The sequence below is a fragment of the Streptomyces sp. NPDC034086 genome, assembly GCF_055575515.1.
Genome location: NZ_JBVISM010000003.1, coordinates 182897 through 197557 on the forward strand (window position 1 = coordinate 182897; position 14661 = coordinate 197557).

Annotated in this window: 13 protein-coding genes and 1 pseudogene; 9 read left to right on the forward strand and 5 right to left on the reverse strand. The window is 72.3% G+C overall.

From position 1 onward, the window contains the following. Positions 1 to 3 precede the first annotated feature (3 nt). From ACZ514_RS10735 to ACZ514_RS10755, 5 genes are all read left to right on the forward strand, one after another. Complete coding sequence (locus ACZ514_RS10735; protein ID WP_469124545.1) at positions 4 to 1314, forward strand: sensor histidine kinase; 1311 nt, start codon at positions 4 to 6, stop codon at positions 1312 to 1314. After that, entirely contained in the window at positions 1311 to 1982 is a 672-nt protein-coding gene (locus tag ACZ514_RS10740) for a response regulator (RefSeq protein ID WP_468699457.1), read from the forward strand. The genes ACZ514_RS10735 and ACZ514_RS10740 overlap by 4 nt, the downstream gene beginning before the upstream one ends. Before the next feature lie 87 nt (positions 1983 to 2069). Next, the gene (locus tag ACZ514_RS10745) at positions 2070 to 3398 is read left to right on the forward strand and encodes a sensor histidine kinase (protein WP_469124546.1); all 1329 of its coding nucleotides are present in this window, start codon (positions 2070 to 2072) and stop codon (positions 3396 to 3398) included. Further along, positions 3395 to 4054 carry a response regulator gene (locus ACZ514_RS10750; protein WP_469124547.1) on the forward strand — a complete coding sequence of 220 codons (660 nt, stop codon included), beginning with the start codon at positions 3395 to 3397 and terminating at the stop codon, positions 4052 to 4054. The genes ACZ514_RS10745 and ACZ514_RS10750 overlap by 4 nt, the downstream gene beginning before the upstream one ends. A gap of 25 nt (positions 4055 to 4079) precedes the next feature. Further along, complete coding sequence (locus tag ACZ514_RS10755; protein WP_469124548.1) at positions 4080 to 5297, forward strand: cytochrome P450; 1218 nt, start codon at positions 4080 to 4082, stop codon at positions 5295 to 5297. Between the two features lie 118 nt (positions 5298 to 5415). Here ACZ514_RS10755 and ACZ514_RS10760 read toward each other — a convergent pair whose 3' ends face one another. Next, positions 5416 to 6234, reverse strand: a complete 819-nt coding sequence (locus ACZ514_RS10760) for a diacylglycerol kinase (RefSeq protein ID WP_469124692.1) — start codon at positions 6232 to 6234, stop codon at positions 5416 to 5418. Between the two features lie 184 nt (positions 6235 to 6418). On the opposite strand from ACZ514_RS10760, the gene ACZ514_RS10765 reads away from it, so the two are divergent. The 3 genes and pseudogenes from ACZ514_RS10765 to ACZ514_RS10775 all read left to right on the forward strand — a co-directional run. After that, positions 6419 to 7702 carry an adenylosuccinate synthase gene (locus tag ACZ514_RS10765; protein WP_388933359.1) on the forward strand — a complete coding sequence of 428 codons (1284 nt, stop codon included), beginning with the start codon at positions 6419 to 6421 and terminating at the stop codon, positions 7700 to 7702. A 213-nt stretch (positions 7703 to 7915) separates the two neighbouring features. Beyond that, positions 7916 to 8545 (forward strand): DUF6879 family protein, encoded by a 630-nt coding sequence (locus ACZ514_RS10770; protein WP_469124549.1) that lies wholly within the window; start codon positions 7916 to 7918, stop codon positions 8543 to 8545. Positions 8546 to 8698: 153 nt separating this feature from the next. Next, a pseudogene (locus ACZ514_RS10775) lies at positions 8699 to 8926 on the forward strand (carboxymuconolactone decarboxylase family protein); the annotation flags it as partial. Positions 8927 to 8947: 21 nt separating this feature from the next. Here the strand turns inward: ACZ514_RS10775 and ACZ514_RS10780 are convergent. Beyond that, positions 8948 to 10582 (reverse strand): ADP-ribosyltransferase domain-containing protein, encoded by a 1635-nt coding sequence (locus ACZ514_RS10780; protein ID WP_469124550.1) that lies wholly within the window; start codon positions 10580 to 10582, stop codon positions 8948 to 8950. A 171-nt stretch (positions 10583 to 10753) separates the two neighbouring features. On the opposite strand from ACZ514_RS10780, the gene ACZ514_RS10785 reads away from it, so the two are divergent. After that, complete coding sequence (locus ACZ514_RS10785) at positions 10754 to 11431, forward strand: macro domain-containing protein (RefSeq protein ID WP_468699451.1); 678 nt, start codon at positions 10754 to 10756, stop codon at positions 11429 to 11431. Between the two features lie 24 nt (positions 11432 to 11455). On the opposite strand, the gene ACZ514_RS10790 is transcribed toward ACZ514_RS10785, so the two are convergent. The 3 genes from ACZ514_RS10790 to ACZ514_RS10800 form a co-directional block, all read right to left on the reverse strand. Further along, a complete protein-coding gene (locus ACZ514_RS10790; RefSeq protein ID WP_468163661.1) occupies positions 11456 to 12334 on the reverse strand; it encodes an alpha/beta hydrolase family protein in 879 nt (292 codons plus the stop codon). Positions 12335 to 12505: 171 nt separating this feature from the next. After that, the gene (kynU, locus tag ACZ514_RS10795) at positions 12506 to 13726 is read right to left on the reverse strand and encodes a kynureninase (protein WP_468163663.1); all 1221 of its coding nucleotides are present in this window, start codon (positions 13724 to 13726) and stop codon (positions 12506 to 12508) included. After that, positions 13719 to 14567: a tryptophan 2,3-dioxygenase family protein gene (locus tag ACZ514_RS10800; RefSeq protein WP_388933342.1), complete on the reverse strand. Its 849-nt coding sequence runs from the start codon at positions 14565 to 14567 to the stop codon at positions 13719 to 13721. Before ACZ514_RS10800 ends, kynU begins: the two co-directional genes overlap by 8 nt. Between the last annotated feature and the right edge of the window lie 94 nt (positions 14568 to 14661).

The following is a 14661-nucleotide window of genomic DNA, read 5'->3' on the forward strand; positions in this document are numbered from 1 at the left end:
CGTGTGACCCAGCGATCCGTCCCGCCCGCCGAGCCGTCGACCGCCGAGGCTGGCGCCGCCCTGCTCCAGGAACTGTTCACCCTGCGGCGGGATCCGCTGCCGAAGATGTCGCGGCCCCGGTGGCTGAGCCGGCTGCCGCAGGTGGTGGTCGTGTACCTGGCCGTCTTCTTCGGTTTCCTGACCAACCAGCAGCTCTTCGAGCACTACCACGTCACGGGCGGACCACCCGTGGTCATGTCCCTCCTGACCGGGCTGTCGATCGGGCTCGCGCTGTCGCGGCCGGTCGCCGCCTGGTGGCTCGGCCTGATCACGACGGGACTGATCGCCTACGTGATCCACGATCACGTCGGGCAAGGGCAGACCTGGCCGTGGATGCCGGGTGCGGTGCTCTCCTTCATCCCGCTGGTCCTGCTGGTCGCCCTGCGGGTGCCGGCCCGGGTGACCGGAGCGGTCGTGGCCGTCTCCCTGGCCTTCACCGGGCTGGCCGAACTGTTCTTCAGGCCGGAGCTGAGCGCCAGCAGCTTCTTCCTGTCCGGCCTCGTCTTCGGTTTCACCGGGCTCCTCGGATACGCCCTGCGGGCGACGCGGCTGGCCCGTGGCCGGCTCGTCGCACAGGAGACGCTGACGGAGGAGGAGCGGGCGCGGCGGACGCTGCTGGAGGAGCGCAGCCGCATCGCCCGCGAGCTCCATGACGTGGTCGCCCATCACATGTCGGTGATCTCCATCCAGGCGCAGGTGGCCCCCCACCTGGTGGAGAACCCCTCGGCGGAGCTGAAGGAGAACCTCGCGGGCATCCGGCAGAACGCGCTGGAGGCCCTCACGGAATTGCGCCGCGTCCTCGGCGTACTGCGCTCCGAGCAGGCGGACGATCCTGCGGACCCGCACCATCCGCAGCCCACCCTCGCCGAGCTCGACGCCCTCGTGGACAACGTGCGGGGCGCCGGGCTGGAGGTGACCGCGGAGATCGCCGGCATACGGCGGCCGCTGGCCCCCGGTGTGGAACTCACCGCCTACCGGATCGTGCAGGAGGCCCTGAGCAACTGCCTGCGGCACGCCCCCGGTTCCCGGGTGGAGGTGGGCATCGCCTACGGGCCACGCGACCTGCACCTGTGCGTCGCGAACTCCGCCCCGACCCGGCCCGCCCCGCCCTCGCCCGGGACCGGGCACGGGCTGCTCGGCATGCGGGAACGGGCGGGCATGCTGGGGGGCGAACTGGCCGCGGGCCCGCGGCCCGGCGGCGGGTACGAGGTGAGCGCCGTCCTCCCGCTGGATCCGCCGGGAGGTCAGCCCTCCGACATGAAGAAGGACGTATGAGCACTCCGATCAGGGTGATGATCGCCGACGACCAGATGATGGTCAGGCAGGGTTTCACCGTCCTGCTGAACGCAGAGCCCGGCATCGAGGTGGTCGGCCAGGCCGTGGACGGCGCGGACGCCGTGACGAAGGCCGGCGAACTCGTCCCGGACGTGGTCCTGATGGACATCCGCATGCCGGGGATGGGCGGCATCGAGGCCACCTCCGTCATCACGGGCACACCGGGTTCGGCGGTGAAGGTCCTGGTGCTGACCACCTTCGACCTGGACGAGTACGTGTACGAGGCGCTGCGCGCGGGCGCCTCCGGCTTCCTCCTGAAGGACGCCTCCGCCGCCCAGCTGGCCGAGGCCGTGCGGGTGGTCGCGGCCGGGGAGGCCCTGCTGTCACCGAACATCACGAGACGGCTGATCACCGAGTTCTCCCGGCTGGGCGCTCCGCGCGCACCGTCCAGGGCGCGGATCGAGGAGCTGACGGAGCGGGAGACCGAGGTGCTGTCGCTGATCGCCCAGGGCCTGTCCAACGCGGAGATCGCGGCGCACCTCGTGGTGGCCGAGCAGACGGTGAAGTCCCATGTGGGACGGATCCTGTTGAAGCTCGGACTGCGGGACCGGACCCAGGCCGCGGTGTTCGCCTATGAGACGGGGCTGGTCCGCCCGGCGGGCTACTGAGGGCCCCGCGTAGTACCTGAGAGGGAGGCCGACATATCCCCTTCAGCGGCGACGCGGTCGAGGGCGGCGGCGGCCTACGGTTTGGACATGACCGAGACGACCACCGGGGTGAGCCCCCGGCCCCCCGAACTGCGGCTGGCTTCAGGCTTGATCCAGAGCCTGCGGGACGACCTGCTCACCGATGCCTTCGCCTACCGGCCGCTTCCCCCGATGCGTACGGACGGACCTCTGGTGCGCCGGCTGCCGCGGGGGATACGCGCCAAGGCGGCCTACCTGCCGCATGTGGTGGTGGTCGCCACGGCGTTCTTCGTCACCGTGCTCGCGAGCAGCGACGGCCTGTACGGCGGTCCGCCGCTCCAGTTCCTGCTGCTGGGGCTCCTGGCGGCGGCACCGGTACTGATGACCCTGGTGCGGCCCGCGGGTGCGTTCTGGGTGGTACTGGCCGTGACCACCGCCCTGTCGATGGTCTCCGACCGGACCATGACCTGGCCCTGGTCGCCGAGCACCTTCCTCGCGACCCTGGCCGTCATGACCTTCGTGGCCGTGCGGGTCCGGCCCCGGGCCGCCGGGTGGATGTGGGTCATCACCCTGCTGTACGGGACGGTCCTTCCGGTCCTGGTGGGGGACGGGGACGGCACCACGGTCGCGCCGATGGCCTTCTTCTCGGCGGTCGCCCTGCTGGCGGTGACGGTCCGCAACACCCGCAGGGAGGCGCGGCGGGCGGTCATCGCCCAGCAGGAGGAGACGGCCGTGGAGCGGGACCGGCGGACCCTGCTCGAGGAACGGACGACCATCGCGCGGGAGCTGCACGACGTGGTCGCGCACCACATGTCGGTGGTGGCGATCCAGGCCGAGGCGGCCCCGTACCGGGTGAAGAATCCGCCGCCGGAGCTGGAGGCTGCCTTCGTCACCATCCGGGAGAACGCGGTGGCGGCTCTGACGGAGCTGCGCCGGGTGCTGGGTGTGGTGCGGTCCGCGGACTACGAGGCGCCGGACGCCCCGCAGCCGACGCTCGCTTCCCTGGACGGGCTGCTGGCGAATGTGCGGGAGGCGGGGCTGCGGGTGGACAAGACGGTCACGGGGGCGGTGCGCGAGCTGCCGCAGGGCGTGGAGCTGTCGGCGTACAGGATCATCCAGGAGGCCCTGAGCAACAGCCTGCGGCACGCCCCGGGGGCGGTGGCCGGGGTGGAGGTGTCGTACGTGCTGGGCGGGCTGGGGATACGGGTGGTCAACGGCCCGGCGGCCGGTGACGTCCGGCCTTCTCCGGGCGCCGGGCACGGGATCACCGGGATGCGGGAGCGGGTGGCCATGCTGGAGGGGGAGATGACGGCCGGGGAGACCGCGGCGGGCGGGTACGAGGTGGCCGTCTTCATACCGGTGCGCAATCGGCCCCGGTCGGAGGAGGAGCCGGTATGACGATCCGGGTGCTGATCGTCGACGACCAGATGATGGTCCGCGAGGGTTTCTCCGTCCTGCTGAACGCGATGGAGGGCATCGAGGTCGTCGGAGAGGCGGTCGACGGCAGGCAGGCCATCGCGCAGGTGGCGGCCCTGAGACCGGACGTGGTGCTGATGGACATCCGGATGCCGGAGCTGAACGGCCTGGAGGCGACGCGGCAGATCGTGGCGGCGGACTCGGACGCGAAGGTGCTGGTCCTGACGACCTTCGACCTCGACGAGTACGTGTACCAGGCGCTGCGGGCGGGGGCGTCCGGGTTCCTGCTGAAGGACGCCTCCGCCCGGCAGCTGGCGGAGGGGGTGCGGGTGGTGGCGGCCGGAGAGGCACTGCTGGCCCCGTCGGTGACGAAGCGGCTGATCGCGGAGTTCTCGAAGCTGTCGGAGGTGCGGAGGGCCGCGGACCCGTCAGGAGTGGCGGAGTTGACGGAGCGGGAGACGGAGGTGCTGGTGCTGATCGCGCAAGGGCTGTCCAACGGGGAGATAGCGGACCGGCTGCTCGTCGCGGAGTCCACGGTCAAGACGCATGTGAGCCGGATCCTGGTGAAGCTGGGGCTGCGGGACCGGACCCAGGCCGCGGTGTACGCCTATGAAACCCGGCTGGTGACGCCCGGTTAGAGCGGGGCGCCCTTAGGGTGCGGGGATGGGTTTTGATCCGTGGGACGCCGCCTTCGTCGCCGATCCGTACCCCGCTTACCGGGAGTTGCGGGAGCAGGGCCGGGCTGTGTGGTGCGAGGCGACGGGTCAGTGGCTGGTGCCGCACTACGCCGACGTGAGCGCCCTGCTACGGGACCGGCGGCTGGGGAGGACGTACCTCCACCGGTTCAGTCACGAGGAGTTCGGGCGCGAGGCCCCGCCGCCGGAGCACGAGCCGTTCCACGTGCTCAACGGGAACGGCCTGCTGGACCTGGAGGACCCCGCGCATGCCCGGGTGCGGCGGCTGGTGTCGAAGGCGTTCACCCCGCGCAGGGTGGAGCGGCTCGCGCCGTCGGTCGAGCGGCTGGCCCGGGAACTGGTCGACGGGCTGCGGGACGCCGGAGGCGGGGACCTGCTCACGGCCGTCGCCGAACCCCTGCCGGTGGCGGTGATCGCGGAGCTCCTGGGGATCCCGGAGGCGGACCGGGGGCTGCTGAGACCCTGGTCGGCGGACATCTGCGGGATGTTCGAGCTGCGGCCCGACGCGGAGACCGCGCGGCGGGCGGTGACGGCGAGCGTGGAGTTCAGCGCGTACCTGCGCGAGCTGATCGCCGAGCGCCGCAAGGAGCCCGGTGCGGATTTGATCTCCGGGCTGATCGTCGCCCACGATGACGCCGGCCGGCTCAGCGAGCAGGAGATGATCTCGACCTGTGTCCTCCTGCTGAACGCCGGGCACGAGGCGACCGTGAACACCACGGTGAACGGCTGGTGGGCCCTGTTCCGCAACCCCGGGCAGCTTTCCGCCCTGCGGGCGGGCCCCGGAACGGTGAATCCGGAAAAGTTGTCCACAGCTGTGGATGAACTGATGCGCTACGACACACCCCTCCAGATGTTCGAGCGCTGGGTGCTCGACGACATCGAGGTCGGGGACACCGTCATCCCCCGGGGAGCCGAGGTGGCGCTGCTCTTCGGGTCCGCGAACCGGGATCCGGCGCGCTTCGAGGACCCGGACGCGCTGGACCTCGAGCGGGCCGACAATCCACACCTGACCTTCGGAGCGGGGATCCACTACTGCCTGGGCGCCCCCCTGGCCCGGCTGGAGCTGGTGGCCTCCTTCGGGGCACTGCTCGACGCGGGCGGCCCGCCGATGCGGCTCGTGCGGGAGCCGCGGTGGCAGGACGGCTATGTGATCCGGGGCCTGCGGGAGCTGCTGGTGGAGTTCTAGGGCCTGCGGGCGCAGCACCGAGCCCGGCCGCGCCGAGCGGGGGCGCACCGAGCCCGGCCGCGCCGAGCGGGGCGACGCCCACCGGGTGCGCCCCCGCTCGGGCCGGCCGTACGCCGCCTCACCCGGGCAGTGTCAGCGACCACGCGGACCGCCGCACCGTCCAGGTACGACGGCGCACCGGGCCGGCCAGGGCGTGGTCGGCCCGGTAGCGGAAGTCCTCCTCGGACATACCAGACACTCCGGACACCGTGACCGCCTCCGCGCGGCCCGTCAGCGGCAGCGCACCCGCCAGCCGGACCACCACTTCCGCCGGCCCCGCCCCGCCCCCGGCGGTCCGTACGGCCACGTCCTCCACGGGCCGGTCCCCGTCGGCCAGCACCACCCCGTCCACCTCCACCCGCAGCCGCTGCACCGGCCGCAGCGGAGCCGCCGGGCCCGGCAGCAGCGTCCGCAGCAGCGAGCGGTAGCCCCCGCCCCGCCGTACGGCGGTCACCGGCGGGCTGATCCGCAGCCCGCCCAGCACCACGCCGCCCCCGTCGTCGACCAGCAGGTCACGCGGCCGGGCCACCCCGTCCAGCGCCGCCCGGGCCGCCAGCACCGCCGACAGCGGCACCCCGAGCGAGCGGGCCAGCGCCAGGGACCCGGGCGCCCCCACCGGGACCAGCGAGACCACTCCGTCCCCCGGCTCCGGCTCCCGGTGCAGCAGCCCCACGGCCAGCACCAGTGCCCGGTCGTCCCCCACGATCACCGGCCGCCGATGACCCCGGCGGGCGAGGGCCCGCGCGAATTCCTCCTGCGAATCCGGGAGGCAGATTTTCGCCGCGGCTCCCGCTGACAACACATCCTTCGCGATTCGCACGGACTCGCCGTCAAGACGGCGGGCGACCGGGTCGACGAGCACGAGCAGGCCGCCTACCGGCGCGCCCGCATGGCTCATGGCGGGCTCTGGAGCCGACACCTCGGTCCTTCCTCGGGTAGCATCTTTGTGCAAGAGGCCCTTGCGCTATTGCGCCAGGGCCTTCGTCTATTCCGGGGTACCGGTCCGACGGCTCAGCCTGCGGTGTACATCGTCGTACGCCCCCTGACCTTGGACATGCCCCATCCGGAAGAGGTGTACGCCTGTGCCCGCTCTTGTGCTGCTCGGAGCTCAGTGGGGTGACGAGGGCAAGGGAAAGGCCACCGACCTGCTCGGTGGATCCGTTGACTATGTAGTGCGCTACCAGGGTGGCAACAACGCCGGCCACACCGTGGTCGTAGGCGACCAGAAGTACGCGCTGCACCTTCTCCCGTCCGGCATCCTCTCCCCCGGATGCACCCCGGTCATCGGCAACGGTGTCGTCGTCGACCCGGCCGTCCTGCTCTCCGAGCTGCGCGGTCTGAACGAGCGCGGCATCGACACCTCCAAGCTGCTCATCAGCGGCAACGCGCACCTGATCACGCCGTACAACGTCACCCTCGACAAGGTCGGCGAGCGCTTCCTCGGCAAGCGCAAGATCGGCACCACGGGTCGCGGCATCGGCCCGACGTACGCGGACAAGATCAACCGCATCGGCATCCGCGTCCAGGACCTCTACGACGAGTCGATCCTCACCCAGAAGGTCGAAGCGGCCCTCGAGGGGAAGAACCAGCTCCTCGCGAAGCTGTACAACCGCCGCGCGATCGAGGCCTCCGCGATCGTGGAGGAGATGCTCCAGTACGCGGACCAGATCAAGGGTTACGTCGCCGACACGACCCTGATCCTCAACAACGCGCTGGACGACGACAAGGTCGTGCTCTTCGAGGGCGGCCAGGGCACCCTGCTCGACGTCGACCACGGCACGTACCCCTTCGTCACCTCCTCGAACCCGACCGCCGGCGGCGCCTGCACCGGCACCGGCGTGGGCCCGACGAAGATCAGCCGCGTCATCGGCATCCTCAAGGCCTACACGACCCGCGTCGGCGCGGGCCCGTTCCCGACCGAGCTGTTCGACGAGGACGGCGAGGCGCTGCGCCGCATCGGCGGCGAGCGCGGTGTGACCACCGGCCGCGACCGGCGCTGCGGCTGGTTCGACGCGCCGATCGCCCGCTACGCCACCCGCGTGAACGGCCTGACGGACTTCTTCCTCACCAAGCTGGACGTGCTGACCGGCTGGGAGGAGATCCCCGTCTGCGTCGCGTACGAGATCGACGGCAAGCGCGTCGAGGAGCTGCCGTACTCGCAGACGGACTTCCACCACGCGAAGCCGATCTACGAGACCCTCCCGGGCTGGTCCGAGGACATCACCAAGGCCAAGACCTTCTCCGACCTGCCGAAGAACGCGCAGAACTACGTGAAGGCGCTGGAGGAGATGTCGGGCGCGCCGATCTCCGCGATCGGCGTCGGCCCCGGCCGCACCGAGACGATCGAGATCAACTCGTTCCTCTAGCCACGACGGCCGGGACGGCCGCACGGCCACGACGGCCACGACGGCCACGACGGCCACCTGTCCGAAGGGGCGGGGAGCGCACCGCGCACCCCGCCCCTTCGGCGTGCCCGGGAGCTGAAGACACGATTCGGCAGACCCGCGCGGACACGTACCGCGTGCGGTGGATCACGTTCGGTACAGTCGGCCCATTCGTCACCCACGGCTGGGGATTCCATGCACGATCTCCGCGCGCCGGCGCTCCCGGCGACCCGAGGCGAGGCGCTCGGCGCCGACGCCTACGCCGAGGACCTGCGGGCCCGCCGCGCGGCGATCCGCAACGGCGATTCCTGGTGGCTGGAGCGGCTCCAGCACGTCGAGGAGACCGGCGATCCGGCCCGCGAGGCGCTGCGCCGGGGCGACTGGCGGGAGGCGCTCCGGCTGATCGAGGCGGAACGCACCACCGCGCGCAGGGCCGCCGACGACGACAGCCGCAACGGCTCGCCCCTCCGCCGGCTGCGGGTGGTGGAGGAGCCGCTGTCCCCGTACGTGCAGTGGCAGCTGCACTGGCTGCACATGCGCGCCGAGGCCGGCCACCAGACGCGGGTGCTGTCCGCCGAGGAGTTCTCCTTCGCCGAGGCGGCGGGCGGCGGTCCGCTGCCGGAGATCGTGATCCTGGACGGCCGCGTCCTGTACGAGGTCCTCCACACTCCCGCCGGCGTCCACACGGGCAGCCGCCGGTACGAGGACCCGGCGATCGTCAGACCCTGGGAGGTGTACGTGAGACGGGCCTACGCGAGGGCCGAGGACCTGCGGACGTACTTCACCCACTCCGTCGCGCACCTGCCCCCGCCCCCGGCGGCGTGAGGAACGTTCCGGATTGTCCTCCCCGGACCTGTCACATCCGCGCTCTCCCGTCCGTCAGTGCGGTGAAGACACCGACCGAAGGAGAGCAGCAGCCATGACGAACACCTCCGCCACCGCCACCGCCCCCGGGTCTCGCGCATGTCCGACCCGGGCGAGGCCGAGCGTGCCGCGCTCGCGCTGGTGGAGGCCACCCTCCAGCCCGCCCCGCACGGCGGGGAGCGCGTCCCGGACGCGCTGTACGCCGAGGTGGCGAAGCACGACGACGAGAAGGCGCTGGCCACCCTCACCGTCGCGATCGGCCAGATCGGCTTCTTCATCGCGCTGGCCGTGATCGGCAAGCCCCAGCCGGTGGCCTCCCTCGCCGACCAGCGGTGGGACTGAGGCCCGGCGGCCGGCGCCGGGTCAGGACACCAGGGTCTGCTCCTCCAGTTCGGTCAGCCGCACGGTGCACAGGCCGCCGCGCGCGGTCCGCACGTCCGTGACCTTCAGCTGGGTCCCCGGGGAGAGGATGAACTCCTCCTCCTCGGTGAACGCGGAGAAGTCGCGGATGCCCACGGCCCGGGCGGGCACCACCTCGAAGAGCGTCCGCTTGCCGCGGCTGCCGAGGAACCCCCGGGCCACGCCGAGCTTGGGCGTGCAGGAGGACACGCCCCACCAGGTGACGGTGCGGCCCAGCGGGTACTGCGCCCGCAGGTCCAGTGCCACACCGCGGTACAGCGGCTCCGTGCGGGCGGGCAGTCCGGAGACCGCCGCGAACAGCAGCCGCAGGTACGGCAGGTAGGGGTCGAGGCGCGAGCGGTCCGGGCAGCGCAGGGCCGCGTTGAGCTCCCGGTAGAACGCGGACTCGCAGGTGTAGAGGTGGAGGGCGGAGACCGCGTCGGCGGACAGCCCGCCGGCCGCGCAGTCCGCCCGCGCCTTGCCGAACGCGTACGCCCGGTCGACGTGCCCGCCGAGACCGGGCAGCAGCCCGGTGACGGCCGCGACGGCCTCCCGGAACTCCATGAGCGGGGTGTCGAACACCCCGGTGATCGCGGGGAGGACGAGGCCCTCGTCCTTGACGCCGGCGAGGCGCTCCAGGTACAGCTGGTGCAGTTCCATCGTGGACGCGATGAAGGCGCCCATGCGGGCGGCGACGTCCGCACCGCCCGTCCCGCCGGTCCCGGTGGCGGCCCGCTCGTCCCACCCCTTGGCCGGCAGCCAGTCGACCGGCTCGGCGCCCACGGACGCGAGGGCGTCGTTGACCGTCGCGAAGTGGTCGCCGTCGCAGAAGACGTCGCCCTGGGCCGCGGGATTGGCGTGGTCGATGTGCCGGACCTCGACCTCCGGGTACTTCTTCTGGAGTTCGAGGACGACCTTCTTCAGGCTGCGCGCGTGTGCCCCCCACCAGGCGAAGACGACGCCGCGGTCCTCCTCGTCGGCGTCCTTCTTGGCCTTGAGGATCTCCTCGACGATCCGCTCGGCGACCGGCCGCCAGAAGGCGGTGTGCGGATCGGCCCCGCCCCGCGGCCCGCCGCACTCCGCGGTGAGCGCCGCGTTCAGCAGGAGCACGCCCTGGGTGAGCATCGCCTGGAACCATTCCGGCGGCTGTACGGTGTCCCGCTCCTCCAGGAGCGCGCGTATCCCGGCGATCGGCGTCTTCTTCGGAATTCCGTACTTCCACATCGCCGCCGCTTTGATGAGGCAGCGAATACTGACGACCCTGCCGAACTGGCTGTCCTTCCAGTCGTGGAAGGTGTTGTCGAACATGGCTATGCCCGTGGCGCTTTCCGGCCTCGGATACGGATTCTGCCCGAAGACGACGACCTTCCACTTGTGCGGTGGATTCGGCTTGAGCGCCTGGAAGGTCAGTTCGCGGACGGGCACGACGTCCGGGCTGCGGCCCGCACCGATGAACGCGGCGGCGCCCGGCTGTGCCTCGATGACCGGCTTGAGCAGCGGAAACCACGGTTCGCCGCCGCCCTTGAACAATTCGGCCAGGGCCAGCGGGTCATTCGGGTCGGGCTGTCCGGCGGGGGCCGGGGAGTTGTTTTCGGGCATGGTGAGGAACTCCGAAATGTCGAACCGGACTTCGAATCTTTCCGCAGGCTAGCAGCGGGCACTGACAGCGCTGATTGACCGTCATGAGGCTCTGTGCCGCGGTCGATTGTCAGTGGCCGCCGCTAACGTGGTGAGCGGTTCCGAAAGAGCGATGCCCAAGAGGAGTGGATGATGACCGAGGACCGCGTGCAGCCTGCGCTCAGGGTCGTACTGACCGACATCGACGCCGGTGTGGTGGAAGCCTGGCGGGCCGCCTTCGCCGACACCCCCGGGGTCGAGATCCGCCGGGGATCGATCCTCGACGAGGACGTCGACGCGTGGGTCAGCCCCACCAACTCCCGGGGCCGGATGGACGGCGGGGTCGACGCGGCCGTCAAGCGGTTCCTGGGAGCCGGCATCCAGCTGCGCGTGCAGCGGGCGATACGCGACCGGTTCGGGGGCAGCCTCCCGGTGGGGAGCGCGGTGTGCGTGCCGTCCGGGGCGGTCACCCCGCGGTTCCTGATCTCGACACCGACGATGGAGACGTCCTCGCAGAACGTCAGCGAGACCCTGAACGTGGCCCTGGCCTGCGCGGCCGCCTTCCAGGCGATCCACCAGCAGAACGAGACGCGGCCCGGCAGCATACGCTCGGTGGCGCTGGTCGGCATGGGCGCCCGGACCGGCCGCGTGCCGGCGCGGGTCTGCGCGAACCTGATGTGGACGGGCTACACGCTCTTCAACGACCACCGCTTCGAGGACTACGACGACCTGCGCGCGACGGTCACCGCGCAGCTGGACGACATGGAGGGCGCCCCGGCCGGGAAGCGCGTCCGCATCACCCCGCCCCGGCGGACCGCGTCCCGCCGCTGACCGGCCGCACCGCACCCCGGGCGGCTACCAGGCGAGTTGGGCGATCTCCTCCGCGACCACCGCGCAGGCGTCCGCCGCCGGATCGATCAGGGGGAAGTGGCCGACGCCCTCGACCAGGGTCAGGCCGACCATCTCGCCCGCCTTCGCGGCCGCGGCCACGTACGACTCCGCCACCGCCGGCGGGACCACGATGTCCTCCCGTCCGTGCACCACGGCGGTGGCGATGCCCGTGGGGAGCAGCGCCGCCGGATCGGCGAAGGGCAGCCGGGCCTCCCAGTGCTCCGGCCCGCCCAGCAGCTGCGCCGACGCGCCGCCGCACACGCCGAGCTCCTCCGCGGCCCCGAAGTCCGCGATCGGGGCCAGCGCCACCACACCGCGCAGCGGCGGCGGGGCGGACAGCCGCCAGGGCGCCCCGTACGGCAGGACGTGCCGCGCCGCCGCCCACAGCGCGAGCTGGCCGCCCGCCGAGTGGCCGGTCACCACGGTCCGGCGGGAGTCGGCGGCGGGCAGGGCCGCCGCGGCCAGGCCGGGCAGGGCGTCCATGGCGGCGGCCACGTCGTCGAAGGTCTCGGGCCAGCGCCCGGCCACCGGCCCCTCGGCGTCCTGGTGGGGCAGGGAGCTGCCGCGCCGGTACTCGACGTTGGCGACGGCGAAGCCCCGCCGCGCGAGGAGGTCCGCGAACGGGGTGATGTGCTGCCGGTCGTAGGGGGCCCGCCAGGCCCCGCCGTGCAGGACCACGACCAGCGGGGCGGAGCCCGCCTGGCCCGCGCCCCGGGGGGCGTAGAAGTCGATGACCTGGTCGGGGTGGTCCCCGTACGCGGCGCTCGCGTCGGGCGCGACCGGGGGGTGGGCGAAGGCCGAGGCGGCCTCGGCGGCGTCCCGTTCGACTGCGGGGTCCGTCATCGGCTCGACCTCTCGGTAACGCGTGGGACAGGGGGGACAGATGTTCCGGTGTTCCGACAGAGCGGGACCGTACCAGCCCCGCACGCCCCGCCGGCCGCCGGACCGGGCCCGCACGGAGGCGGGCGGAGCCGTAGCCCCGCCCGCCCCGCGGTGTGACGTTTCGCTACCGCGTCACCCGAAAACGTGACCCAGTGTGCGCGCCGCGCGCTCCACGTCGGCGAAGCCGACGTAGAGCGGCGTGAACCCGAACCGCAGGACGTCGGGGGCGCGGAAGTCCCCGACGACACCCCGCGAGATGAGCTCGGCCATCACCTCGCGGGCACCCTCGGCCCGCAGCGAGACCTGGCTGCCGCGCCGGCCGTGCTCGGCCGGGGTCACCGGCTCGACCCGCCCCGCCGGGACGTACGCGGCCACGCACTCGAGGAAGAAGTCGGTCAGCGCGAGGGACTTGGCGCGCACCTCCTCGATGCCGACGCCCTCCCAGGCGTCGAGGGCCGACTCCAGCGCCAGCATGGACAGGATGTCCGGGGTCCCGACCCGCACCCGGGCCGCACCGTCGGCGGGGACGTACTCCGGGGTCATCGCGAAGGGCTCGGCGTGGCCGTTCCAGCCGGGCAGCGGGGAGTCGAAGGCCCCCTGGTGCCGCTCGGCCACGTAGATGTAGGCCGGGGAACCGGGGCCGCCGTTCAGGTACTTGTACGTACAGCCCACCGCGAGGTCGACGGAGTGCGCGTCGAGGCCGACGGGCAGGGCTCCGGCGCTGTGGCACAGGTCCCACACGATCAGCGCGCCCGCGGCGTGCGCGGCGCCGGTGAGGGCGGGCAGGTCGTGCAGCCGGCCGGTGCGGTAGTCGACGTGGTTGAGCAGCACCACGGCGGTGTCGTCGCCGAAGGCGCCGGCCGCGTCGGCCGGATCGACCGGGACGAGTTCGAGGCCGGTCATCCGGGCGGCGGACGCGGCGATGTAGCCGTCCGTCGGGAAGGTGGTGGCGTCGACCAGCATCCGGGTCCGGCCGGGCGCCGCCAGGCGGGCGGCGCCGACCAGCGCCTTGAAGAGGTTGACGCTGGTGGAGTCGCCGACGGTCACCTGACCGGGGGCGGCGCCGATCAGCGGGGCGATGCGGTCGCCGATCCGCTGCGGGGCGGTCCACCAGCCGCTCTCGTCCCAGGAACGGATGAGGAGTTCGCCCCACTGGCGCCGCACGACGTCGGCCACGGCGCCGGGAACGCCCGCCGGCAGCGCGCCGAGGGAGTTCCCGTCGAGGTAGACGACCCCCTCGGGGAGGGTGAAGCGCGCGCGGAGCTTGCCGAGCCCGTCCTCGGCGTCGAGCCTCGCGGCCCGTTCCTGGAGCTCCGGTATGGGGTTCAGGGGGGTCAGGCCGGGGTCAGACATGGCTGCGGGCCGTCCAGAGCTCCGGGAAGACGTTCTTCGACGCGCGCTTCTCCAGCCAGGTCACCCCGGCCGAGCCGCCCGTTCCCGTCTTCGCGCCCATCGCCCGGCGCGTCGCGACCAGGTGGTCGTTGCGCCAGCGCCAGACCAGCTCGGCGACGTCCGTCAGCACCTCGCCGAGGCGGTGCAGGTCGGCGTGCGGGCCGGACGGGTCCGCGTACAGGGCCGTCCAGACGGCCTCGACCTCGGCGGAGGGCTCGTACCGCAGGGCGAGGTCCCGGTCCAGGACCGCCCGGGGAACCGGAAGGCCGCGGCGGGCCAGCAGGCGCAGGGTCTCGTCGTACAGGCTGGGCTCGTGGAGGGCCTTCTCCAGTTCGGCGTGGACCCGCGGCGCGCCCCGGTGCGGGACCAGCATCGACGCCGACTTCTCACCGAGCAGGAACTCCATCCGGCGGTACATCGCCGACTGGAAACCGGAACCCTCGCCGAGGGCCGCGCGGTACGCGTTGAACTGCGCGGGGGTGAGCTGGGCCAGCGGCCGCCAGGAGGCGTTCAGGGCCTCCAGCTCGCGGAGGGATCGTTTCAGCGCGTCCATCGCGACGGGGACGTCGTCCTCGCGCAGGGCGCGGGCGGCCGTCTCCCACTCGTGGACGATGACCGTGAACCACAGCTCCATGACCTGGGTCGTCACCAGGAACACCATCTCGCCGGGGTCGTCCGAGCGCAGGTGCTGGAGGTGGGTGAGGACGTCCGCCTGGACGTAGTCCTCGTACGGAGTGGTGCCGTCGAAGTCGAGGTTCGGGGTGTCCGAACCGGCTCCGGAGGCATCAAGGGCGTGCGACATTTCTGTCTCCTCGACACGTGCTTCCGGGTAGCGGTCCGCTCCTTCCGGTGAGGTAAGTGGAGCCCCGGTCCCCTGCCACGCATCATAAGCAGGG

Coding starts and splice junctions, on each gene's coding strand:
- ACZ514_RS10740 (WP_468699457.1), top strand. CDS start 1,311: ATGAGCACTCCGATCAGGGTGATGATCGCCGACGACCAGATGATGGTC.
- ACZ514_RS10745 (WP_469124546.1), top strand. CDS start 2,070: ATGACCGAGACGACCACCGGGGTGAGCCCCCGGCCCCCCGAACTGCGG.
- ACZ514_RS10750 (WP_469124547.1), top strand. CDS start 3,395: ATGACGATCCGGGTGCTGATCGTCGACGACCAGATGATGGTCCGCGAG.
- ACZ514_RS10755 (WP_469124548.1), top strand. CDS start 4,080: ATGGGTTTTGATCCGTGGGACGCCGCCTTCGTCGCCGATCCGTACCCC.
- ACZ514_RS10760 (WP_469124692.1), bottom strand. CDS start 6,234: ATGAGCCATGCGGGCGCGCCGGTAGGCGGCCTGCTCGTGCTCGTCGAC.
- ACZ514_RS10770 (WP_469124549.1), top strand. CDS start 7,916: ATGCACGATCTCCGCGCGCCGGCGCTCCCGGCGACCCGAGGCGAGGCG.
- ACZ514_RS10780 (WP_469124550.1), bottom strand. CDS start 10,582: ATGCCCGAAAACAACTCCCCGGCCCCCGCCGGACAGCCCGACCCGAAT.
- ACZ514_RS10785 (WP_468699451.1), top strand. CDS start 10,754: ATGACCGAGGACCGCGTGCAGCCTGCGCTCAGGGTCGTACTGACCGAC.
- ACZ514_RS10790 (WP_468163661.1), bottom strand. CDS start 12,334: ATGACGGACCCCGCAGTCGAACGGGACGCCGCCGAGGCCGCCTCGGCC.
- kynU (WP_468163663.1), bottom strand. CDS start 13,726: ATGTCTGACCCCGGCCTGACCCCCCTGAACCCCATACCGGAGCTCCAG.
- ACZ514_RS10800 (WP_388933342.1), bottom strand. CDS start 14,567: ATGTCGCACGCCCTTGATGCCTCCGGAGCCGGTTCGGACACCCCGAAC.